This window comes from Shewanella sp. SM87 (assembly GCF_025653705.1).
Taxonomy (GTDB): domain Bacteria; phylum Pseudomonadota; class Gammaproteobacteria; order Enterobacterales; family Shewanellaceae; genus Shewanella; species Shewanella oncorhynchi.
Genome location: NZ_JAKKSC010000004.1, coordinates 43302 through 64795, shown reverse-complemented (window position 1 = coordinate 64795; position 21494 = coordinate 43302). Strand labels below are relative to the sequence as shown.

At 44.1% G+C, this 21494-nt stretch carries 16 protein-coding genes and 1 other annotated feature; of the genes, 11 read left to right on the top strand and 5 right to left on the bottom strand.

Translation table 11 applies throughout. The features are described from left to right. Positions 1-44: 44 nt before the first annotated feature. The 3 genes from L5M11_RS04410 to L5M11_RS04400 all read left to right on the top strand — a co-directional run bounded on the left by L5M11_RS04410 (position 45) and on the right by L5M11_RS04400 (position 3051). The gene (locus tag L5M11_RS04410) at positions 45-1220 is read left to right on the top strand and encodes a hybrid-cluster NAD(P)-dependent oxidoreductase (RefSeq protein WP_263184796.1); all 1176 of its coding nucleotides are present in this window, start codon (positions 45-47) and stop codon (positions 1218-1220) included. A 156-nt stretch (positions 1221-1376) separates the two neighbouring features. Continuing rightward, on the top strand, positions 1377-1712 hold the full coding sequence (locus L5M11_RS04405) for a hypothetical protein (protein WP_105249849.1): 336 nt from the start codon (positions 1377-1379) through the stop codon (positions 1710-1712). A gap of 43 nt (positions 1713-1755) precedes the next feature. Then, entirely contained in the window at positions 1756-3051 is a 1296-nt protein-coding gene (locus L5M11_RS04400) for a cation:proton antiporter (RefSeq protein WP_263184795.1), read from the top strand. Positions 3052-3225: 174 nt separating this feature from the next. Here L5M11_RS04400 and L5M11_RS04395 read toward each other — a convergent pair whose 3' ends face one another. Then, on the bottom strand, positions 3226-5220 hold the full coding sequence (locus tag L5M11_RS04395; protein ID WP_263191496.1) for a chorismate mutase: 1995 nt from the start codon (positions 5218-5220) through the stop codon (positions 3226-3228). Between the two features lie 41 nt (positions 5221-5261). Then, positions 5262-5378 (bottom strand) — a sequence feature (Phe leader region). 1641 nt (positions 5379-7019) lie between these two features. Then, positions 7020-7376 (bottom strand): ribosome hibernation-promoting factor, HPF/YfiA family, encoded by a 357-nt coding sequence (gene hpf / locus L5M11_RS04390; RefSeq protein WP_105249847.1) that lies wholly within the window; start codon positions 7374-7376, stop codon positions 7020-7022. A 299-nt stretch (positions 7377-7675) separates the two neighbouring features. Here hpf and L5M11_RS04385 point away from each other — a divergent pair, with 299 nt between their 5' ends. Further along, positions 7676-8368, top strand: coding sequence for a cytochrome b/b6 domain-containing protein (locus L5M11_RS04385; RefSeq protein ID WP_113940655.1), 693 nt, complete (start codon positions 7676-7678; stop codon positions 8366-8368). A gap of 73 nt (positions 8369-8441) precedes the next feature. Here L5M11_RS04385 and L5M11_RS04380 read toward each other — a convergent pair whose 3' ends face one another. Beyond that, complete coding sequence (locus L5M11_RS04380; RefSeq protein ID WP_263191494.1) at positions 8442-8891, bottom strand: c-type cytochrome; 450 nt, start codon at positions 8889-8891, stop codon at positions 8442-8444. A 190-nt stretch (positions 8892-9081) separates the two neighbouring features. On the opposite strand from L5M11_RS04380, the gene trpR reads away from it, so the two are divergent. Continuing rightward, on the top strand, positions 9082-9357 hold the full coding sequence (gene trpR / locus L5M11_RS04375) for a trp operon repressor (RefSeq protein ID WP_028760799.1): 276 nt from the start codon (positions 9082-9084) through the stop codon (positions 9355-9357). A 64-nt stretch (positions 9358-9421) separates the two neighbouring features. On the opposite strand, the gene L5M11_RS04370 is transcribed toward trpR, so the two are convergent. Next, on the bottom strand, positions 9422-9793 hold the full coding sequence (locus L5M11_RS04370; protein ID WP_028760798.1) for a hypothetical protein: 372 nt from the start codon (positions 9791-9793) through the stop codon (positions 9422-9424). A 237-nt stretch (positions 9794-10030) separates the two neighbouring features. After that, positions 10031-10687, bottom strand: a complete 657-nt coding sequence (slyD, locus tag L5M11_RS04365; protein WP_028760797.1) for a peptidylprolyl isomerase — start codon at positions 10685-10687, stop codon at positions 10031-10033. Between the two features lie 641 nt (positions 10688-11328). On the opposite strand from slyD, the gene thrA reads away from it, so the two are divergent. The 6 genes from thrA (at position 11329) to L5M11_RS04335 (ending at position 21459) form a co-directional block, all read left to right on the top strand. Next, positions 11329-13797 carry a bifunctional aspartate kinase/homoserine dehydrogenase I gene (gene thrA / locus L5M11_RS04360; protein ID WP_263140446.1) on the top strand — a complete coding sequence of 823 codons (2469 nt, stop codon included), beginning with the start codon at positions 11329-11331 and terminating at the stop codon, positions 13795-13797. Beyond that, entirely contained in the window at positions 13794-14756 is a 963-nt protein-coding gene (gene thrB, locus L5M11_RS04355) for a homoserine kinase (protein ID WP_263140443.1), read from the top strand. Before thrA ends, thrB begins: the two co-directional genes overlap by 4 nt. Before the next feature lie 71 nt (positions 14757-14827). Then, positions 14828-16111 (top strand): threonine synthase, encoded by a 1284-nt coding sequence (thrC, locus tag L5M11_RS04350; RefSeq protein WP_028760794.1) that lies wholly within the window; start codon positions 14828-14830, stop codon positions 16109-16111. A 284-nt stretch (positions 16112-16395) separates the two neighbouring features. After that, positions 16396-16689, top strand: coding sequence for a hypothetical protein (locus L5M11_RS04345; RefSeq protein WP_028760793.1), 294 nt, complete (start codon positions 16396-16398; stop codon positions 16687-16689). 280 nt (positions 16690-16969) lie between these two features. Next, the gene (locus tag L5M11_RS04340; RefSeq protein WP_263140441.1) at positions 16970-17827 is read left to right on the top strand and encodes a substrate-binding periplasmic protein; all 858 of its coding nucleotides are present in this window, start codon (positions 16970-16972) and stop codon (positions 17825-17827) included. A gap of 347 nt (positions 17828-18174) precedes the next feature. After that, complete coding sequence (locus tag L5M11_RS04335; RefSeq protein ID WP_263191492.1) at positions 18175-21459, top strand: S41 family peptidase; 3285 nt, start codon at positions 18175-18177, stop codon at positions 21457-21459. Positions 21460-21494: the final 35 nt, after the last annotated feature.

Below are 21494 nucleotides of genomic sequence, written 5' to 3'. Positions count from 1 at the left end.
TTTGGCTTGTTTACTGAGGCCGCAGTGTTTTGTGGGTAAATGCTATGAACATGAGTGTGATAGCGGGAGCGCGGGCATTATCGGTTTCGCCCCATAAACCTGGAAGTGTTAATCAATTAGTGTGCGTCGAACGCTGGAATGAAACCTCGGATGTTGTGAGTTTTCGTTTTCAAGCAGGCGAGCCGATGAAGTTTGACTATAAACCCGGTCAGTTTATGACCTTTGTGCTTGAGATTAATGGCGAGCAAGTGTGCCGCAGTTATACCTTGTCATCATCGCCATCTAGGCCCTATTCCTTGATGGTGACGATTAAGCGTGTTGCGGGTGGACTCGTATCTAATTATCTTATCGACAATCTATTACTCGGCCAGAGTGTACGAGTGCTGCCGCCCGCGGGGCAATTTAATCTGTTTGATATTGCTCGGCTAAGCCATACACAGCCAGAGACTGAAAAGTTAGATGCTAATCTGTTAGCTATAACGGTGCAGAAATACCTTTTTTTGAGTGCTGGTTGCGGTATTACCCCCATGTACTCTATGTCGCGTTATCTGACTGATACGCAAATTGGTGCTGATATTGCTTTTGTGCACAGTGCGCGATCAGAGAATGATATTATTTTTAAGTCATCATTGGCGACTATGGCCAACCGTTTTAATACATTTAAGCTCAGCTATGCACTTGAGACTGTCACTGAAACACTGGGGTGTTCACCAAAGATAGCATTCGATTTCGGACGGTTAAGTGCACAGATGCTACAAACCTTAGTACCTGATTTTGCAGAGCGTACTATCTACCTTTGTGGGCCAGAACCTTATATGCAAGCGGTAAAAGCCTTATTGGTCGAACTCAATTTTGATATGGGTCGGTTATACCATGAGAGTTTTGCCACGGCCGAGAAAGTTGCCCGCAGTCAGCTTATGCAAGCAAACTCGTCAGATGGAACGAGTGAAAACCCACCAGAAGTGGCTTTCGCCTTGTCTATTGGCGATCGAAGCACGACGCTAAATCAAGGGCAAAGTCTGCTTGAGGGAATTGAGGCGGAAGGGTTGCCGATTATTGCGGCCTGTCGTTCGGGCGTTTGCGGCGCGTGTAAGTGTCAAGTCTTGGAAGGAGAAACAGTATCCACGAGCGTGATGACACTGACTGCTGCAGAAATTGAGGCCGGTTTTGTACTCGCTTGCTCCACAACATTAGCATCCGACGTGACACTTAAACTTTAACGTGCTGCTAATTAGCGTCATTTACTTATGACTTATTTTTAAATGGATGGAAATATTTCTAATCCTTAGTTGCGCTTATCTCAGTGAGAACGTAAGGTTAATGACAAGGGCGTATGATGTTTGCGCCCAGTCTATTAGTCTGGCTGGAGTCTCTCAATGACAATGACAACCACTTATGCCGCAAAAATTGAAGACCGTACTCTGGGACATTTGTTGTACGCCTTGATGTCGGGTTTTCCCTTATTATTACTTCCCGTGCTGCTAAGTTTGTTCATTAATGTTTCCCAACGCCAATTCCATGGTAATCCATTATTGGCGTCGCATTTACGTTGGCAACGGCATTCTAATCTCGCTTTTCTTGGCTTGCTAGTGCTTGGCTATTGCGTTCCACTGACTTGGCTCAGTCTTTCGATTTATCTCTTTGGGATCATTTGGTTTTGCCACAGGATCATTAAAGGGTGGTTAAGTCTATTGGATGGTTTAGAAATCTAAACTTGTGCTAGAGTCTCTAAATTGATGATTTTTAGAGGCTCTTATGTCCAGCTACCAAATTTTGTGTGTCCTCTGCGCGTTGGCGCTAGTGACTTCGGTTATCTCCTCTCGCGTCCATAAACTGCAGGAAACTGTTGCCATTACTGCTATTGCCCTAGGAATGAGTTTGTTGTTGCTCCTTGGGGGAAAGGCTTTAGGTGGGGACGTTTATGTGTATTTTGTCTCTGGCTTAGAGAAACTCGATTTTCAAGCTTTACTGCTCAATGGCATGCTCGGTTTTTTACTCTTTGCCGGCGCATTACAAATCCGCTTAAAAATACTGAGGCATCAAAAGTGGGAGATCCTAATCCTTGCTTTTATAAGCACCTTATTGTCGACATTTATTATAGGTGGGCTGTTATTTTGGTTCGCGCCTATGCTGGGTCTCACGCTACAATTCAGCCACTGCTTACTGTTCGGCGCCTTGATTTCGCCCACCGATCCTATCGCTGTTTTGGCTATTTTAAAGAAAATGGGTGCGCCGGAAGATATTGCGATTCAAGTAGAAGGAGAATCTTTATTTAACGATGGCATAGGGTTAGTGATTTTTGTGGCAATATCGCAATTGGCTTTCTCCACCGAGCCACTGACGTTTATCCATATCTCTGAGTTATTTATTCGTGAGGCTGTAGGTGGGGTTATTTACGGTGGCGTGCTTGGTTTTCTGCTGCATCATTTTTTCCGCTACTGCGAGGAAGAAACGCAATTAATGCTGGTTACCCTGCTGATCCCAACCGCGGGATATGTCATGGCGGATGTGCTTGGTGTTTCTGGTCCTTTAGCTATGGTGAGTGCGGGGATCATCATAGGAAATTTCAGCGTGCCTAAGTTTTTTGCTCGCAACGAGCGAGTGAAACTATTTACTTTTTGGTCGCTGATTGAATCCTTCTTTAATGCCTTACTCTTCCTATTGCTTGGTTTATTACTTTTGTTAGTCACTTTTAAAGCGCCATTGTGGTGGTTTATGTTTGTGGCTATACCAATAGTCTTGTTGGCGCGTGCAATGAGTGTGTTATTACCTTATTTGGGCTTTCGATTGTTTAAGTCATACAACCCCTATGCAGAGACGATTTTGATTTGGGGTGGTTTAAGGGGAGGATTAGCCCTCGCTATGGCGATGAGTTTGCCTGAGGGTATCGTCATAGATGCTATTGGTGGTGTAGATCTGCGGGAGTTGTTGTTAGTGATGACCTATGCCGTCGTCGTATTTTCGATTCTAGTGCAGGGCTCTACTATGACAGGGCTTATCCGTAGGAGTAATGCCGTTACTGAACCATCGAGTGCTGTTGGCTCTTATTAAAATGCATAAAGGCTCACTGCGCTGCAATACTAAACAATATTAAGCCTGCTAGTCATCACACTGGCTAGCAAGCTTGTCTGAGTCAATTAGGGATAAAAGAAGCCTCATTTATCCCTTAACACATTTCGAACTAACCACATTTCACTTTAAATTAAATCACTCAAGATCAAAGCTTTAGTTCGCCCGATATAATTCCCGTACCACAGCGCTTATTAAGTTAAGCGACTCATGGTCATCACTGCTAGCTAGTGGACAATTGAGTATCAATCCATCCACTTTAAGCTGTTTAATTCCTTGTGTTTGAACCAATAGGGCATCATCTGATACGGCATAACTTGGGTTGATTAAAATCGGCAAATGGCTCGTGGCTTTAATCTGGATCAGACTCGCTAAATCGAGTGAAGGTAGATTGGCGTTATTTAAGGTTCTAATGCCTGAGTCACACAGAACCAGTTGCTGATTGCCTTGGCTTAAAATGACTTCTGTTGCCGTGAGTAATTCTTCAAAACTTGCCATATCGTTACGCTCAAGTATTAAAGGTATCGGTAGGGTTCCTGCTTGAGTCAGTAAGGTTTGATTAAACATCTGCTTGCCAGCGAGGAATAACATATCGGCGTGCTGGACTGCTAATGGCATATCGGCTTCTTGCGCTATGGCAATAATGCACACTAGGCCATATTGATGCAGGATTTGGCGTAGTTTAGCGAGAGTAATTTCTGCCATAGTCAGTTGATTAACAGCGCTGAGTAAAACGGCTTGGAATCCCGCTTCTTTAAGCTGCTTCACTTGCTGCTCGAAAGCCGATAATGCTAAATGTGAAATGTCATTATTCAGTGTGATTTGGGCTATGGCACAGACATGCCCTGCACCGATTGTCATTGCGCCACAGTTGATTTCACTGGCTTGCTCTTTATAGACTTTGCTATATCGAACTGGACTGGCATTAGAACCATTTTCGCTGATGACTTGATCCTTAGAGGTGCTGGGCTCAATCAGTAGCTGGCTGTTGCTCAGCTGTGTGGGCTTGACTGTTTCACAAGGATAACAGCCTAATACTTTGATAAAACGGGTGATTCGCTCGAGTTGCTTTAAACCCGCCTGCATGGATTCACTGGAGATATTCGCGTCGATATCCAAATAGAACATCTCTTCCCAAGGTGTTCCTGGAATCGGGCGTGACTCTAATTTGCTCATGTTTAACTGATGCGCTTTTAGAACCAGTAAGGCTTCCACTAAAGCACCGGCTTTTTGGCCTGTTGCCATGATCAATGTAGTCTTAGCGGGTAACTGCTCTGGTACGGCAACGGCTTTGCGAGCAACAACGATAAAGCGACTTTGGTTGATCTTCTGATTAGCTAAACCTGCTTCTATGGACTCAAGTTGATAGAGTGCACCACCTTCGGCGCTGCCAATCGCTGCTGCACTGTTATCTGGACTTTGGTTTACCTTTTCCATTGCTTCTGCGCTGCTTGAGCAGTATTCCAGTCTCAAGTTTTTGTGTTGAGTTAAATATCTGCTGCATTGGCTAATAGGCTGAGGGTGGGCATAGACAGTTTTGATCTCAGCTAATTTACTACCAGCTTTTCCTAGTAGGCAATGGCTGACTTCAATCGTCGTTTCGCCAACAATCGACAGACTGGTGTGCTGTAGCACGTCGTAGACTTCGTTGATTGAACCTGAAGATGTGTTCTCAATCGGCAGGAAACCATAATCAGCATGTCCAGACTCAACGACTTGCACTATTTCATCGAAACTTTGGCAACCTAAGTCCAGCATTTCAACTTGGCGACGTTGGCAATAGCGTGTAGCTGCGAGATAAGAGTATGAACCTCTAGCACCGAGGTAAGCGATACAATACTGTTGTTTTTGTGTCTCTGGATTGGCGCGGCCGTGAAGGTAAGCTTGTTGATTCAATACTGAATCTTCAATGATGCTCTGGTAAAGGGAGATAACATAGTGGGCATCTAATCCTTTCTCTCTGCCTTCTTTCACGAGTCGAGCGAGCAGTTCTTTTTCCCTTTGAGTATCTCTGATGGGTCTGACATCTACTTCTTTGCTACGGGCTACTTCTAAACTTAAGCGACGGCGCTCAGCGAGTAATGCCAGCAGTTCATTATCCAGATGGGTGATCTGCTCTCGGGTTTGATTTAAAGGCTGTGGTGTATGCATTCTGACCTCAATTGCCGCCATGTATTTTATCAATCGTTTAAGACAAAAAAGCCTCCCAGTTGGGAGGCTTTGGATTTTTACTTTCGTTTTTACACAGTAAATCCGCCTCCTAGAGTGGGGGTGTAAAAAAGAAAGTAAAAAAAGCTGCTGTTATCATTTTCATGGTCTTAAAACTAAAGGGCTAGGGCTTAGCTGTCAATCAAAACTTTCTTAAAGGTAATCTAAAAAAAGCGCACCCGAGGGTGCGCTGGTTTGGTTCAAGTATGTATATATGGTCAAGCGAGTTTATCCTCCTTATGGTCAGTGTGGGACAAGGTAACACATTCGTTTATCTTACATTTACGTGTAACAGTAAAACGTTGACAACTCACTAGATAACGACTTGCATTTACAATGAACATTAACAAGTACTTTATGCGGCATAGCGTATAACCTTGAAACTATGCAGTTTGCAGTACCAGCGAACTTACGTTGACATGTCTTGCACTTATATTTTAACAATTAACACTTGCATGGAGCTATAACATTAAAAACTAACACTAACAAAACGAACATTTAAAAATAAACGATTTACGGCTCATTGGTTGTACTAGGTACATTTTGCTGTAAGAACAGCTTAGCCTTGTCACGCGTTTAGGTCTTGCTACTTACATTATTACCATTATTACCATTATTACTTTTTAATTTAAAACCTAACATGTTAATACATGGAGCGTATAAAAAGCTCTCATTTACTGTTATTACAATTTTCGTCAAGTCTAGATTTCCTCCTTTTTAGTTGATAAGTAAACATTATTTAAGGTGTCTGTAAATATCAAAACTCAACTAATGGTAAACGTTAACACATTACATAAATAAACATTTATACGATTTACAGTTTTTACTATACAAATAACACTAAGTAAACTAATGACTTTTAATCAAACCAACGTATTGCACTTACATTAAACACTTACATTAAATCACACGCTAAAAACGCTAACTAACATATCAGTATAAATATGACTCTCTTCATATAACTAATCTACATCTCTACATCTAACTAAACGTGACAGTTGTTACCTCATTTATCTCAGTGTTTAGCAATCATTGGTGCCGGCCCATTTTACAATAAACGCTTTTATTCATGTAGCTTTTGTAAATGTGATTTTTGTTTATGTTTACCTGAGCCTCCATTGTGGATATAAAAAATTTGATAGTTAAAGATTTTGCTAATGTACTCGTTGTACTGTACTCGGCTCCTTATGTTAACTCTGGTATTCAGCAATGCCGCCTGTTTCTGGTGGTCATCCTGATATTGGGTCAAAATTGAGTACTGCTTTTAGTGAATGCCAACATACTTGATTGTTTCTAAAATCAAATTGTTCGCTCTTGTGTTGCCTCCTTTCCAAACTTGCTATTGAAAGTGGAACCTAGTTGAAAATAAAAATTGAACTTTTAAACGTAGAAATTATAAGTAAAATTAATCATTAACAGTAAACCTTAGTACTTAAAACTATATAGCTTAGATTAGTAGTGCTCCTTAGTTATATCCAGTAACGTTACTTAGAACTTAAGATCTGTTAATCAATATTTGTAAATCAAAATTTAAAGTAAATCAACATTTCAAACGATTTAAATCCGCACCACTTCGATTCTTGCTGTCACTTTGTAAAGTGTAGTAGGTATTTAGTCAAAAGAACTGTTTTTTTCATCATTAAAATGATTGCACTAAGCTTTTGTAAAAACTGTGATCTGATTAAATATTTCTACTTTATTGCTCTCAAAGTGATGCGTTTCTCGCACTCACCAGATTTAAATTATGCCGCATCTTCCTCCTCGTACTCGTCGTCAATTTCAACAACATTATTAGTCGGTGTTAGTGATGTGGAGCGTTGAGCTTCAGGTTTGTGTGTTATGCGATTGAGCTGCTTCTCTAATTTTTGGCCCATAGCGTTAATCGCAGTATATAAATTTTCATGTTTTGCTTGAGCGAAGAGTTCTCCATTTGGGATGCCAACCGATGCTTCAATTTTGAAACCAGGTTTCTCCTCCGTAATGATTACATGGGGATTTATCATTTGCACATCATGCCTTGAAAGTTTTTCAAAACGGCTTTCAATGCGTTCGCGAATAGGAGATGTGACTTCAAGTTGCTTGCTAGTAATCTTTAGCATATTTCGAACCTTCTGTTGTTTCCTTGGATTTCAGATTACCAAGGTTCGCACTATAAAACGAGATGTAGATCACGTTTTTGTGCCCATTAGATACTGTTCGTTGGATATTTGATCACTTAGACAAATATCAATAATTCTTGGCCCAAAAGCCTTGTATTGCCAGCTAAATGGGGTCATATTCGATGGGATAACTCCGCAGTCTTTGCCCTTATTTACTTATATTTACTTTAAGTTTCATCCCGAATCCCGATAAAATACCTCTACTTATTCCATTCGGTCACTTTGAGTTTGCCCATTTTATGAATACTGAACACGTTAAAATTAAGGTCTGGGATTTACCCACGCGAATTTTCCATTGGGGCATGGTGTGTCTGTTGGCACTTTTATGGTGGAGTGCCGATGCGGGCGAAATGCAGTGGCATCAAATTTTTGCTTATAGTTTGCTGATCCTTATTGGATTTAGGATCCTCTGGGGGCTCATTGGTAGCGATACGGCAAGGTTTAGCCACTTTGTTCATCACCCCAAAGTTGTACTCGATTACTTGAGATCGATTCGAACTAAAGGGATGTCTGTGGTACTTGGACACAATCCTATCGGTGGCTATATGGTCATCGCGTTGATTGGGATTATTAGCCTTCAATTAGTTACAGGCCTTTTTGCGACCGATGATATTTTTACCGAAGGTCCGCTATATAGCTATGTCAGTTCAGATACCAGTGGATTTTTGACTTGGTTACACAAAACGAACTTTAACCTTATTCTCTTGCTGAGTGCCATTCATGTACTGGCTGTGATTATTCATGCCATGAAAGGGGATAAGTTAGTTGGTGCTATGATCAGTGGTTACAAGAAAGTCTCGAAGGTTGCTTTTTCATCAAGTGCGAAGAGCGAGCTTCGATTCAAGTCTGAGTGGCTTGCTTTAGTGCTGTTCACAGTATGCGCGGCAGTGGTATTTGGCTATTTAATGTGGCCAATAGTGCAAGTTCTGTAGATTTATACTTAGTTTTGGAACAACAAAAAGCCTGCTATTTAGCAGGCTTTTTGATGGGGAAAACAACGTCAAACTAATCTTTCTTATAAATGTCGTGACAACTTTTACAGCTTTTTCCTGTGTCCATAAAGGCTTGTTTGATTTCAGCTTGATTACCTTTTTGAGCTACAGTAGCCAGAATGGCAGCATTCTCTTGGAAGGTTTTCATTTTTGCATCAAAATCAGCTCTGTCTTGCCAAACTTTGTCTAGGGCTTCGGTATCACCTTTGTCTGAGCCATCAATAAAACCTTCGAAAGGAATTTTGGATAATGCAGCAACATTCGTTGCGCGCATTGCGAAGGTTTCTGCTTCGAAAGGTTTTTTACCTTTCATCATGGCAGCCATATCGCCGAAGTTATAAGCAATAAGACCAAATGCAGATTGGCGGTATTCAATTGCATCTTTAGAGTCTTCGAAATTGTGTGCTTGTGCAGTTGAAGCCAATAAGGTACTGGCAACGAGAGTAAGTAGTAATTTTTTCATCGTATTCTCACAAATTAGCGTCGAAGTGTGACATTGCACGCCTATTGTACACAAATTAACTTGATGTACTAGAAGCAATTTTGTCAGTTTTTGTCTGGATCAGACTGCTAAACGTAACAATTTATTTGTAAGTAGGCGAAATCTGTTAGACTGCTAATGTAATGCTTGAACAGTACTTATGAGGGTGATTATGCGAGCTAACTGGGATCTAGTATTAGAAAAAATTTTGAGCCACAGCAATTATGAAGATCTTTCTGTGTTGTTTCATTTACTGTTAACCGAAGAAGAACGTAGTGCCGTTGCCGGACGTTTGAAGGTCTTTCAATTGCTGCTAGACGGGGAAATGAGTCAAAGGCATATCGCTGCGGAATATGAAGTCAGTATTGCAACGATTACACGTTGTTCTAATTATTTGAAGAATATGTCTTCTGAGCATAGGGCGAAAGTTCAAAAATTAATTGGTTAGTGTTCATGTGGATACAACTCTTGTGAATATCATCTGCTCCTACTGTGGTGAATAGAACTAAGCCTTAAGGCGTGATGGGAAGCTTATGACGACGATAGAGGGAACGACGAACCAGAATGTATAAGCCGTAGCTGAGTAAACAGATAGCCAGAATTGGGTAAAGATCCTTGGGAAGGAATTTAAAGATAGCCAGCGCCGCTAAGAGATAGATAAAAGGTAGAAAGTTATAAATTATCTCGGGAAGATAACCCGATTTACGCCGCTTAGCCGAGTCTGTTCGACGGTTTTGAGAACGCATAACGTAGATCCTCGCACCTAATACAAATACCACAGTTGCCGCTATCAAGGCATAGTTGATGTCGAGTGCAATAAAACTCGAACTACCGAGCGCCATATAGCCAAAAGGCAAAATTTCGTAAAGTGGTTTGGTTAACATAAGCACTCCGTCGCTTAACTTAGGTTGATATCAATATCTAATTGAAAATATTCATATAAAATTTGAATACTTCAATTTACCAGTCAGTTATTTATCTATTACGAATATTATAAACGCTTGTGTATAAAAAATGCACGACCTTAAATTAAGGGCGTGCATCTTCAAAGGTTAAACTATGGCAGTTTAATCACTTACGGATAAATAACTTCTCGTTTAACTGCTGGTATCAGGCTTTGTTTAGCCGCGGCAACCACAGCCGCCATTGCCGTCACAGCCAGTTTTAGGTGTGTCGCAGGCTTCGTGTTCTTCATGGTGGTGTCCATGATCGTGGTCTGAACCACCACAACAGCCGCCCGCTTCTTGTTTGCCTGAACCGCCACAGCATCCACCACCGTGGTCGTGATCATGTCCATGGCTTCCACAACCACCTTGGGCATGAATGTGGCCATGAGCGATTTCTTCGGCTGAGGCTTCACGAACGTCAACGATTTCGACGCTGAAATTGAGCGATTGGCCCGCTAAAGGATGGTTGCCATCGACGATAACCACATCGTCTTTCACTTCCATGACTTGAACTGGGCGCTGACCCATTTCAGTTTCAGCGATGAAGCGCATACCTGGGACGATATCTTCGATATCACCAAAGGCTTCTAATGGCACGGCTTGACGTAGGCCATCGTGATAAGGCCCATAGGCTTCTTCGGCGCTAATAGTGACATCGAGTTTTTCGCCTTTGCTTTTACCATCTAATGCGGCTTCTAAACCTGGGATCAGGTTTTCAGTGCCGTGTAGATATAGCATAGGTTCAGAGTCGAAAGAGTCTTCTAATAGTCTGCCTTCTTGATCTGATAAACGGTAATGAATGGTTACCGCGCTGTGTTGAGTGATCTTCATATCGCCTCCAATTCGTAATGTGCGCGCATAATAACGTGCTTTTTTAGTGCTGGCGATAATTTGAAGTGGCTTATGTTAGATATCGCACAGGTTTTTTTTAGGCAAATTTGTCGGTGCTTTACGGTAGAAAGGATGAGTAATGTGATTTTTGCTCGTTAGCCTGTTAATTTAGCCTGAGTGATGAGGTAGAACAAATAACGCATTATTTTAAAATGCATTATAAATAATCAGATGTAAAACAAGTGATTATCTAATGTTTTTCGTACCGTGTTACGTTGACGTCAACAGTTATCTGTTGCGTAAATCGCATTTTTACCCCTAGAAAACTTCATATTAACGAATCTTGATGCAGTATTTTATCGAGCGTTAATATTTGCCTATAAATAATCCATTTTAGGGGTTGACAAGCGCGGGTAAAAAAAGCAATTCTGTTTATCAAGAAATTAACATGGATTAGCCCAAACACATGCATAGCCTAGGTTTCGTAGTAACTACCATTATTACAACCACCACTACAACAACAGTGGGGGCGGGCTGATACACCCTAAAGAATTTTAACGATGAGCCCGCTTCCCACAAAGAAGCGGGCTTTTTTGTTTCTAGCTCTTATTTCTAAGTCGGGCGCGGTACAGGAGAACAAGATGAAAGTAATGAAATTTGGTGGTACCTCGCTTGCAAATTGGCAGCGATTCTCGATGGCGGCGGATATCGTTGCTAAGTCATCTAAGCTTGAACCCATAGCCACTGTGCTATCGGCCCCGGCGACTGTGACAAATGCGTTACTAGAAATGGTTGATGTAGCCGTTAAAGGTGAAGATTATTCGTCTGTGCTGCAGCATGTTGAGCGGGTATTTACCTCGCTATACCAAGATGCTGTTACTTCAATGTTGTCGAGTGAGCAGAGTGAACAGCTCTTTTCTGGACTTAATGCGCAGCTGGTGATTTGGCAGGATAGATTACGTGGCATTAGCTTACTGCAAGAGTGTCCCGATGGCATACGTGCTGAAATCGTGGTGGCAGGTGAGCGTTTATCTGCAGCCTTGATGGAACAAGTGATGCTATCTAAGGGGATCACGTCTGCTCAACTCGATCCTCGCGCCTTGTTTCTGGGTCGTGGTCGGCCGTTAGAATCCGTGGTCGATATCGCTGTGAGTAAGCCAAGGTTTCGTGCGTTGGCATTAGGTGAAAAGCGCGTATGGGTAATGCCGGGATTCACCGCCGCCGATGAACAGGGCAAAGTGGTGACGTTAGGCCGTAATGGTTCTGACTATTCTGCTGCCGTGCTCGCCGCCTGTTTAGATGCTTCGAGCTGTGAAATCTGGACCGATGTTGACGGTGTTTATAATACCGATCCCCGTGTGGTTGCCGATGCTAAGCTATTATCACAACTCAGCTATCAAGAGGCGATGGAACTCTCCTATTTTGGCGCTAAGGTGCTGCATCCTAAGACGATTGCGCCTATCGCCCAGTTCCATATTCCCTGTTATATCAAAAACAGTTTTAACCCCGATGCGCCCGGCACTCTGGTATCAAACCAAGCCGATGAAACCGGCTTGCAGGTTAAAGCTATCTCCAATTTAGATAACCAGACCATGTTCGATATATCAGGCCCGGGCATGAAAGGCATGGTTGGCATGGCGAGCCGTACTCTCGCGGCGATTTCCCGCAGCGGCGTGTCTGTGTCTTTAATCACTCAAAGTTCTTCTGAATACAGTATTAGTTTCTGTGTGGCGACGTCTGACTCGGCCAAAGTGAAATGGGCCTTAGAGCAAGAGTTTGAATTAGAAATAAAAAGTGATTTGCTTGAGCCTATCGCTATGCGCCATGAACTGGCAATTGTGTCCTTGATTGGTGATGGCATGCGCACCCATAAAGGAGTGGCGGCGCGTTTCTTCCAAGCGTTAGCGCAGGCAAGCGTGAACATTATCGCCATCGCCCAAGGTTCGTCCGAGCGCTCGATTTCGACTGTGATCGAGCAGCGTAAGACTAAGCATGCGGTGGCGGCTTGTCATCAAGGCTTTTTCGATGTGCAGCAGTATTTAGATGTGTTTTTAGTGGGTTGCGGCAATGTGGGCGCAGGCCTGCTCGAGCAGATAAAACAACAGTCCGCCATGCTTAAAGAGCAGCACATCAGTATCCGTGTTTGCGGTATAGTGAATTCGAACAAGATGTTACTCGACAGTGCGGGCATCGATTTAAGCAACTGGTCTAGTTTGCTTTCCGATAGTCAGCAAGCCTGTGATATTCCAGCGTTACTTGCATGGGTGAAAGAGCAACAATTACTGAATCCTGTGCTGGTGGATTGCACTTCGAGCGAGCAAGTATCGGATCTGTATTTGGATGTGATGAACTCTGGTTTGCATGTGGTCACGCCCAATAAAAAGTCGAACACTCGCGATTATGCTTATTATCAAGCACTGCGCCAAACGGCATTAAAACAGCGTCGCCAATTCTTATACGAAACCACAGTCGGTGCGGGTTTACCTGTGATCGATAACCTGAAAAAACTGTTATTTGCGGGTGACAAACTGCATAAATTTAACGGTATTTTATCGGGCTCTTTATCCTTTATCTTCGGCATGCTCGATGAAGGTATGACGCTTTCTGAAGCGACTGGTCTGGCACGGGAAAAATGTTTTACTGAGCCCGATCCCCGTGATGATTTGAGTGGTATGGATGTGGCGCGTAAGGTGCTCATTCTTGCCCGTGAAGTGGGACTAAAGTTAGATCTCAGTGATGTGCAGGTTGAATCTGTATTGCCAGCCGAGTTTGATGATTCAGGTGATGTTGAAAGCTTTATGGCACGATTACCGCAAGTTGATGCTGCAATTGCCGCAAAAGTGGCGCAGGCCAAAGCTCAAGGTAAAGTGTTGCGTTATGTTGGGCAAATTGAGGATGGTGTGTGCCGTGTGCGTATCGCCGAAGTGGATGCACAGGATCCGCTTTATAGCGTTAAAGGCGGTGAAAATGCCTTGGCGTTCTATAGCCGCTATTATCAGCCCATTCCCTTTGTGCTACGCGGCTATGGCGCAGGGACTGAAGTGACCGCTGCTGGTGCCTTTGCCGATGTATTAAGAACCTTGAATTGGACTCGTGAGGTGAGTGTATGAGTTTGACCGTTTACGCTCCAGCCTCTATGGGTAATGTGGGCGTCGGATTTGATTTACTCGGTGCAGCATTAGCGCCGATTGATGGTAGTTTACTGGGCGACAGAGTGACTATCGCCGCGGCAGCGTCGGGTGTGAGTTTGGCGCAGACTGGTGCTTGGGCCCATAAACTGCCTGAAAATCCGAAAGACAATATAGTGTACCAATGTGCCGAATTCTTCTTAACAGCCATGAGTAAGGAGTTTTTAACTGCGCAGGGTAAAGCAGATGAAGGCGTGGCACTCACACTGGAAAAGAACCTGCCCGTCGGTAGTGGGTTAGGGTCGAGTGCCAGCTCTGTCGTGGCGGCGTTATATGCCTTGAATGAACATTTTGATAGACCCTATAACGAGCAAGCACTGCTGGAACTGATGGGCGAGTTTGAAGGGAAGATCAGCGGCAGTGTGCATTATGACAACGTCGCTCCTTGTTACTTGGGCGGCATGCAATTGATGCTCAATGTGCCGGGTACAGTTTGCGAAGCAATACCCAGCTTTAAAGAATGGTATTGGGTTGTGGCCTATCCTGGGATTTCACTTTCAACGGCAATGATGCGCAAACTCATGCCAGATCAATATGATAAAAGTGTCACTATCGATTTTGGCCGTTATTTAAGCGCCTTTGTTCATGCGTCTTACCAGCAGAATGCCAAGCTTGCGATCAGCGTATTAAAGGATGTGTTAGCCGAGCCCTATCGCGCCGCCGCGATTCCGGGTTACGACAAGGCCAGAGCCGCTTTAGCCGATTTAGGCATGTTGACTACGGGGATTTCGGGCAGCGGCCCAACGCTGTTTTCGATTACCGATGATTTAGCCACGGCAAATACCGCTAAAGCTTGGTTAGAGGCGCATTATCTCACCGAGGTGGGTGGCTTTGCCCACGTGTGTCGCCTCGATGAGCAAGGCACGCGTAGAGTCGATTAATAGTTAATTTAGCTAAGACTAAGTACCCCAAATTAGCATTTAAGGTTTAGCATCAAAAGGTTGAGTTGAGCATGGAACTATATAATTTAAAACACCCTTCGCAGAAAGTGAGCTTTAAAGAAGCGGTACAACTGGGGTTAGGTAAAGACAGAGGTTTGTTCTTTCCTAGTCAAATACCCGTACTAGACGATATTGAAGGACTGCTGGCGTTACCATTCGTTGAGCGCAGTAAAAAAGTACTCGGCGCATGGCTTGCCTCTGAGTTAGGCCAAGATGCGGTCGATGAATTAGTTGAGCGTGCCTTTAACTTTGATTTACCTTTGGTTGCCGTCGATGAGCAGCGCGCTTGCCTCGAATTATTCCACGGTCCAACACTGGCGTTTAAAGATTTTGGGGCGCGTTTTATGGCGCAATGCGTTAATGCTTTTGTGGGCGACACGCGCTTAACCATTCTGACTGCGACCTCGGGCGACACTGGCGCAGCGGTTGCCGATGCCTTCTATGGGCTTGAGAAAGTCAATGTGGTGGTGCTCTATCCTAAGGGTAAGATCAGTGAACTACAGGAAAAGATGTTCACGACGTTGGGCAAGAATATCCATACAGTCGCCGTCTCGTCCGATTTCGATGCCTGCCAAGATCTGGTTAAGCGCGCCTTTGATGATCCCGAAGTCCGCGATGGGCTGAGCTTAAACTCGGCAAATTCTATCAACATCAGCCGCTTACTCGCGCAAATTTGCTATTACTTTGAAGCGGTTGCCCAATCTAAACAACGCCATGAAGCCGATCCTGTGATTTCAGTGCCAAGTGGTAACTTTGGCAACCTCACCGCAGGTTTATTCGCTAAAGCAATGGGATTACCAGTTAAACGCTTTATTGCCGCGACCAATGCCAACGATACTGTGCCGCGTTATTTAGACAATGGCCAATGGCAGCCCAATCCGACTCAAGCGACTATGTCCAATGCTATGGATGTGAGTGAACCCAGTAACTGGCCGCGTGTGGAAGCCATTTGTGAGAAATTAGGCTGGCCACTGAGTAGCTTAGTGGGTATTCGCTTATCGGAGGAGCAAACGTCACAGGCGCTGGCCGAGTTACACGCTCACGGTTATGTGTCTGAGCCCCACGCGGCGATTGCGGCTAAGGCCTTATCTTTAACCTTAGTGCCCGATGAAGTGGGTATATTTTTGGGGACGGCGCATCCCGCTAAATTTAAGGATGTTGTGGATAGAGAGTTAACGCTTAACTTACCCTTGCCGCCTGAGCTTGAAGCTGTTGCGAGTAAGCCCATCTTATCTGCGGAATTAGCGGCAGATTTTGCTGCATTAAAAGTGCATTTATTCAAAATATTAGCTTAAGGGCTTTAGCCCTACTGATGTCTGCCTAGCAGTGGAATAACATGGCGTAAAAGCAGGAAGGGAGCTTGGCTCCCTTTTTTTACAAGTGTGAGTTTTATGGTGAGGAATTGATGAGCTTGTGTTACCAGTGAACATAAAACAACCCTTAGTTAACTACATGATATTTAATTAATATTTGTAACTTTCTGTATTATCCTTGGTTTCTTATATGTGACATTGTTCACAATTTTATCTATTGCAATTAGTTATGTTCACCCGCGTGTTTAATCTGTGGGTTAATTGATTTGTCTAAATTTTTTCTGTTAAGTACATGTTTTTGCGTTTTAATATCTGGATGTGCGACCAAGCAGCATGAACTATATCGTCGCATTAACGTGGCCTACGATTTTGAAGTCACCCACTGCGATAGTTTTGCTTTAGTCACTGGGGTGAGCCGCCATGAAAACCGGCTTGATGAAGCTAAAGAGTCCGCCACGGCTCAGGGTGAGGAATTGGGGGGAACACACATAGTTTGGTTACAAGTCGATATGGGGGATCCCACTAAAGTTGTTGCTATTATTTATAAGTGTCTGATTTAAATTTATAAAACTTTATTTTATCCCCTGCGTTCAGGCTTAGCCTTTATCGCAGCATAGTGAGTCGTTTAGATCTCACTCTTGGCTGTTGTGCTTTTTTGTTATAATTCCTCGCCCTTTTTTAGGCTAATTACTGTGATCTCGCCGGTGTTTATGGCGCGCTATCTAAGTGACAACTACGCTTACTGAGGTAGAACTCCCTCGCGGAAGTCTGACGCTGAATCGTTATACTTCATCTTAATCAAGAGAGGATCATCAACTTAAGAGGCAAGTAACTTAGCCTATGCCATGGTTTAAATACGTTCCTGTCTTATTTATGTTTTTTTTAGTCTTGCCCGCTGTAAGTGCGTCGCAGGTCAATAGTTCTTTACCTTGTAAGAACACGATTAAAGTCGGTTACAACGATTGGCCTCCCTATGCTTGGCAAGATCCTCAAGGAGAAGCCCAAGGCTTAGATGTGGATCTGATGCGGGCATTTGCAGTGTATCTTGGTTGTGAAGTTCATTTTATTAATGTGCCCGCTAAGCGCTCGCATCAGATGTTGCGAGCAGGACAGTTAGATGTGTTGATGGGAGCGACTATGACGGATGAACGTCAAAACTATGCTCTTTTTTCAACCTATTACCGGGATGAAGAGCTGCGCTTATTTGTACTCGATGAGCAAAAAGATCAGATTAATATCGATAAATGGGAGGACATTTTTACCCAAAAATTGCGTCTACTTGTCCCTTCTAGCGGTTGGTATGGTGCAGATTATCAAGAATCTCAATATCGATTAGAGCAGGAGCACTTGTTAGTATTAAGTCCCGACTCAGATAAGTCTGTGCAAATGCTTATCTACGGTAGGGGAGATATGATCGTCGGAGATACCTTAGCTATGCCCTATATCGCCAGCCAGCATCAACGCATCAAGCTAGTACCACTTAAGTTAGTGTTAGATCAAAACCATATTCATTTAATGTTCAGTAAAGCGAGTATCAAGATAAGCCAGTTAGAGCAGTTTAATCATGCGATTAAGGCATTGATGGATAACGGTGAAATTGCACGAGTGATCAATAAATGGCAACAAATGACACTGGTGAAACAGTCTAATATGAGCCGCCTAAACAGTCCGCTAAAGACGCTGTATGTCAGCCCTTAACATTAGCCCTTCACGTTAGCCACTCATGTCCGACTCTGGTATATTTTTATCCTAGTGCAATATGGTAACGCTATGATCTTTGATGTTTTCCTCTAAAGAATCTTGTCTTTTATTCAGTTGTTCCTCCGCGATTTAAGATGTGACACATTTGCTAAAACTTCTCTGACTTGAAGTTACTGAACTCTCTATCAAATTCTGCTAGCTTGTTGGGCTCAATTGTCATGCTTTGGACTTGATTGTGGTTTTTTACAAAAGCCCATGGCAAGAATTTCTTCGCTAAATCTGCTAGCAAAATCTCGTAGTAAAGAGTCTATTGCTAAAAAATAACAATAGGATAGAGGTCATACATGAAACTTCGCCATTCTGTCGCCTGCTGTATGCTTGCCCTAGGCACATTAACAGCGTTCCAAACCATCGCTGCCGATGCGGTGAGCAATCAAGGGTATTACCGTGCGCCCGCGTTGCACGATCAAACCTTAGTCTTTACTGCAGAAGGGGATTTATGGACTCAGACCTTAGGTCAAAAAGCGGCTACTCGCTTAACGAGTTTACCTGCGGAAGAGCTAGGGGCGACTATTTCGGCCGACGGTAAGTGGGTTGCTTATGTTGCCAACTATGAAGGCGCGAGCGAAGTGTATGTGATCCCCATTACGGGCGGTGTGGCTAAACGGGTGAGTTTTGAGAATAGCCGTGTACGAGTTCAGGGCTGGACTGCCAAAGGTGAGATTTTATATTCCACCGACACGGGCTTTGGTCCTGCTAATAATTGGATGCTGCGCAGCGTCGATCCTCAAACCCTCACCACCACAGATTTACCCTTAGCCGATGCAGTTGAAGGTGTGATTGATGATCGCAATGAATACGTGTACTTCACCCGCTTTGGTCTGCAAGTGACTGGCGATAATGCCAAAGTGTACCGTGGCGGTGCAAAAGGTGAATTATGGCGCTTTAAACTCGGCAGCAAAACCGAAGCACAGTTGCTCAGCGGCCAACACGACGGCTCAGTGCGCCAACCTATGCTATGGCAGGACAGACTCTATTTTATTAGCGACAGCGATGGCAACGACAACCTCTGGTCGAGTGCGCTCGATGGTTCAGGTGCAAAACAGTTGACTCAATTTAAAGATTGGCAAGTCCGCGGTGCGCGGATGGACCAAGGCAAAGTGGTATTCCAGTTAGGTGCGGACATCCATGTGTTTGATATTGCGGCCGCTAAAGACTCGTTACTCAATATTGAACTCATTTCCGATTTTGCCGAGCGCCGTGAGCATTGGGTGACAGAGCCTATGGATTACGCTTCTTCGACTAATTTGGCCCCCGCTGGCGATAAAGTGGTGATCACCGCCCGCAGCCACGTGGCGATCGCGGGTATTGATGGCTCGCGTTTAGTTCAAGTTGCACTGCCGGGGACTTATCGCGTAAGGGAAGCGGTGTTGAGCCAAGATGGCAAGTCGGTTTATGCGATTAGCGACATAACAGGTCAGCAGGAAATTTGGCAATTCCCTGCTGATGGCAGCAGTGGCGCTAAACAGTTAACCAAAGACGGTCATACTTTAAGAATGAGTCTTAATTTGTCTAGTGACGGTCGATTTATCGCCCACGACGATAACGATGGTAACGTTTGGCTGCTCGACTTAAAGAAAAATACCAATCAAAAAATCATCACTAACGGCGAGGGACTTGGGCCTTACGCCGATATCCGCTGGTCCGGTGACAGCCGTTTTATTGCATTAACTAAGTCGGAAATAGGTAAACAACGTCCGCAAGTCGTCCTGTATTCTGTGGATGAAAATAAGGCCGAGACGCTCACCAGCGACAAATACGAGTCCTATTCGCCAACCTTTAGCAGTGACGGCCAGTGGCTATATTTCCTATCGAATCGCCAATTCAGCGCAACACCAAGTTCACCTTGGGGCGATAGAAACATGGGCCCTGTGTTTGATAAACGCAGCCAAATTTTTGCCATCGCACTGGTCAAAAATGCCAAATTCCCCTTTAGTAAACCCAATGAACTCGAATCTAATCAAGTTGAAAAAACCGATGCTAAGGATAAACCGAGTCCAGTGAAAATCGATTGGGCAGGGATCTCCCAGCGTTTATGGCAGGTGCCTGTCGATTCAGGCAATTACAGTAAGCTGCGCGTCGTCGATGATAGACTTTATTTGTTAGATCAAGCTATTGGTGACGATGTCGCACCTAATTTAATGACCATCAAATTAGACCGATTAAGCCCCAAAGTCGAGGTTTTTGCCGAGGACATTGGCCAATATGAGGTTTCTGCCGATGGTAAAAAGCTGATGCTACGTAAGCACAGTAATGAGAAATCACTTCTGATTGTTGATGGCGGCGATAAATTAGGCGATACGGATAATACCAAAGTGCAAACGGAACAATGGCAGTTAGCGATTTCTCCGCAGCTTGAATGGCAACAAATGTTTGAAGATGCTTGGTTGATGCACAGGGAATCCTTCTTCGACAAGAAGATGCGTGGCCTCGATTGGCAAGCGACCAAGGCTAAGTATCAGCCTTTGCTCGATCGCCTGACCGATCGTAACGAACTGAATGACATCTTCATGCAAATGATGGGCGAGTTAGATTCTTTGCACTCACAGGTGCGCGGTGGTGACATACCTCAAGATCCCGATGCGGCTAAAGCGGCAAGCCTTGGCGCGCGCCTACAACAAACTGCAGATGGCGTTAAAATCGCGCACATTTATAGTAATGATCCTGAGTTACCGGCTAATGCTTCACCGTTAAATCGTATCGAAGTCGATGCTAAAGAAGGTGATATGCTGCTGGCTATCAATGGCACGCCAGTGGCGAATGTAGCTGATGTCACGCGTCTTTTACGTAATCAGCAGGACAAGCAAGTCTTGCTGCAGCTTAAGCGTGGTAGCCAAACCCATAAAACCATCGTCATGCCCGTTAGTGCTGTGGTGGACAGTCAATTACGTTACTTAGATTGGGTGAGCCATAATGCGGCTGTGGTCAAGGATGCAAGTCAGGGCAAGATGGGTTATTTGCACTTATATGCCATGGGCGGTGGTGATATTGAAAGTTTCGCCCGTGAGTTTTATGCCAACTACGATAAAGAGGGTTTGATTATCGATGTTCGCCGTAACCGCGGTGGCAATATTGACAGTTGGATTATCGAGAAGTTACTACGCCGCGCTTGGGCGTTTTGGCAACCCACCCATGGCACGCCAAACACCAATATGCAGCAAACTTTCCGTGGTCATTTAGTGGTGTTAACCGATGAACTGACCTATTCCGACGGCGAAACCTTCTCCGCAGGGATTAAAGCGCTCGGTATTGCGCCCTTAATTGGTAAGCAAACGGCAGGGGCGGGCGTGTGGTTATCTGGGCGAAATGCGTTGACTGATAAAGGGATGGCGCGGGTGGCCGAGTATCCACAGTATGCAATGGATGGCCGCTGGGTGCTTGAAGGCCATGGCGTAACGCCGGATATTGAAGTCGATAACTTACCTTTTGCTACCTTTAATGGAAAAGATACGCAGCTTGAAACTGCAATAAGTTATTTAAAGGATGAGTTGGTTAAACAGCCAATCCCAGCCTTAAAAGTGCAACCTTTGCCTGTAAAAGGTATGGCACAGGATATTAAAGCTAAGTAATTGATATTTAAATTCAGTATTTAACCGAAATTTAA

Excerpts from the sequence above, each read along its gene's own strand:
- L5M11_RS04410 (WP_263184796.1), top strand. The coding sequence starts at position 45 with ATGAACATGAGTGTGATAGCGGGAGCGCGGGCATTATCGGTTTCGCCC.
- L5M11_RS04405 (WP_105249849.1), top strand. The coding sequence starts at position 1,377 with ATGACAATGACAACCACTTATGCCGCAAAAATTGAAGACCGTACTCTG.
- L5M11_RS04400 (WP_263184795.1), top strand. The coding sequence starts at position 1,756 with ATGTCCAGCTACCAAATTTTGTGTGTCCTCTGCGCGTTGGCGCTAGTG.
- L5M11_RS04395 (WP_263191496.1), bottom strand. The coding sequence starts at position 5,220 with ATGCATACACCACAGCCTTTAAATCAAACCCGAGAGCAGATCACCCAT.
- hpf (WP_105249847.1), bottom strand. The coding sequence starts at position 7,376 with ATGCTAAAGATTACTAGCAAGCAACTTGAAGTCACATCTCCTATTCGC.
- L5M11_RS04385 (WP_113940655.1), top strand. The coding sequence starts at position 7,676 with ATGAATACTGAACACGTTAAAATTAAGGTCTGGGATTTACCCACGCGA.
- L5M11_RS04380 (WP_263191494.1), bottom strand. The coding sequence starts at position 8,891 with ATGAAAAAATTACTACTTACTCTCGTTGCCAGTACCTTATTGGCTTCA.
- trpR (WP_028760799.1), top strand. The coding sequence starts at position 9,082 with ATGCGAGCTAACTGGGATCTAGTATTAGAAAAAATTTTGAGCCACAGC.
- L5M11_RS04370 (WP_028760798.1), bottom strand. The coding sequence starts at position 9,793 with ATGTTAACCAAACCACTTTACGAAATTTTGCCTTTTGGCTATATGGCG.
- slyD (WP_028760797.1), bottom strand. The coding sequence starts at position 10,687 with ATGAAGATCACTCAACACAGCGCGGTAACCATTCATTACCGTTTATCA.
- thrA (WP_263140446.1), top strand. The coding sequence starts at position 11,329 with ATGAAAGTAATGAAATTTGGTGGTACCTCGCTTGCAAATTGGCAGCGA.
- thrB (WP_263140443.1), top strand. The coding sequence starts at position 13,794 with ATGAGTTTGACCGTTTACGCTCCAGCCTCTATGGGTAATGTGGGCGTC.
- thrC (WP_028760794.1), top strand. The coding sequence starts at position 14,828 with ATGGAACTATATAATTTAAAACACCCTTCGCAGAAAGTGAGCTTTAAA.
- L5M11_RS04340 (WP_263140441.1), top strand. The coding sequence starts at position 16,970 with ATGCCATGGTTTAAATACGTTCCTGTCTTATTTATGTTTTTTTTAGTC.
- L5M11_RS04335 (WP_263191492.1), top strand. The coding sequence starts at position 18,175 with ATGAAACTTCGCCATTCTGTCGCCTGCTGTATGCTTGCCCTAGGCACA.